This window comes from Kitasatospora sp. NPDC093558, from assembly GCF_040683475.1.
Lineage (GTDB): Bacteria > Actinomycetota > Actinomycetes > Streptomycetales > Streptomycetaceae > Kitasatospora.
In genome coordinates, this window is the sequence record NZ_JBFBDY010000452.1 from 3610 (window position 1) to 5175 (window position 1566).

A 1566-nucleotide genomic window follows, 5' to 3' on the forward strand; every position below is an offset into this window, starting at 1 on the left:
GGCCAGCTCGAAGATCGGGGCCTCGGGGTCCTTGTTGACGGCCACGATGGTCTTCGAGGTCTGCATGCCGGCCCGGTGCTGGATCGCGCCGGAGATGCCCGCCGCGATGTACAGCTGCGGCGAGACCTGCTTGCCGGTCTGGCCGACCTGGTTGGTGTGCGGGTACCAGCCGGCGTCGACGGCGGCGCGCGAGGCACCGACGGCCGCGCCGAGCGCGTCGGCGAGCTCCTCGACGACGCCGAAGCCCTCGGCGGCACCGACGCCACGGCCGCCGGAGACCACGATCGCGGCCTCGGTCAGCTCCGGGCGGCCGGTGGACACGCGCGGGGTGCGCGAGACGACCTTGGCGGCGTTGCCGGTGAACTCCACCGACACGTTCTCGACGGCGCCGGCGGCCGGGGCGGCCTCGGGGGCGACGGCGTTCGGCTTGACGGTGATGACCGGCGCGCCCTTGGTGACCGTGGACTTCACCTGGAAGGACGCGGCGAACACCGACTGGGTGGCGACCGGAGCGCCGTCGACGGCCTCCAGGTCGACGGCGTCGGTGATGATGCCGGAGCCGATCCGCAGCGCGACGCGGGCGGCGACCTCCTTGCCCTCACCCGAGGACGTGACCAGCACCGCGGCGGGCGACACGGTCTTGGCGATCTGGGCCAGGGCGTCCACCTTGGGGACGACCAGCTGGTCGGCGAACTCGGCGCCGTCGGCGACGTACACCTTGGCGGCGCCGAACTCGGCGGCCTTGGCGGCGATGTCGGCGGCGGCGGCACCGGCGCCGAGGACGACGGCGGACGGCTCGCCGATGCGGCGGGCCAGGGTCAGCAGCTCCAGGGCCGGCTTGCGGACCACACCGTCGGCGTGGTCCACCAGAACCAGGATCTCAGCCATGATTCGTTGCTCCTGATCGATCGTTGGATGCGCGAACGGGTGGGATTAGATGAACTTCTGGTCGGCGAGGAACGCGGCGAGCTGCTTGCCGCCCTCGCCCTCGTCCTTGACGACCGTGCCCGCGGTGCGCGCCGGACGCGCCACCACCGAGTCGACCGCCGTCCACGCGCCCGCCAGACCGACCTCGTCCGCCTCGATGCCCAGGTCGTCCAGGTCCAGCGACTGAACGGGCTTCTTCTTCGCGGCCATGATGCCCTTGAACGACGGGTACCGGGCCTCGCCCGACTGGTCCGTCACCGACACGACGGCCGGCAGCGACGCCTCGACCAGCTCGGTCGCCGCGTCACCGTCACGACGGCCCTTGACCACACCGCCCTCGACCGACACCTCCGACAGCAGCGTCACCTGCGGCACACCCAGACGCTCCGCCAGCAGCGCCGGCAGCACACCCATCGTGCCGTCCGTCGACGCCATGCCACCGATCACCAGGTCGAACCCGGTCTTCTCCAGCGCCTTCGCCAGCACCGCCGACGTCCCGATCACGTCCGAACCGTGGATGTCGTCGTCGTTCACGTGCACGGCCTTGTCCGCACCCATCGACAGCGCCTTGCGCAGCGCGTCCTTCGCGTCGTCCGGGCCCACCGTCAGCACCGTGACCTCGGCACCCTCGTTCGCCTC

Annotated in this window: 2 protein-coding genes; both read right to left on the reverse strand. The window is 71.9% G+C overall.

The annotated features are described in order from the left end of the window. The coding region (locus AB0O00_RS28810) for an electron transfer flavoprotein subunit alpha/FixB family protein (protein WP_363656647.1) at window positions 1-888 on the reverse strand (888 nt) is incomplete at its 3' end. A 45-nt stretch (window positions 889-933) separates the two neighbouring features. Next, window positions 934-1566: electron transfer flavoprotein subunit beta/FixA family protein (locus AB0O00_RS28815; RefSeq protein WP_363656649.1), on the reverse strand; the 633-nt coding region annotated here is incomplete at its 5' end.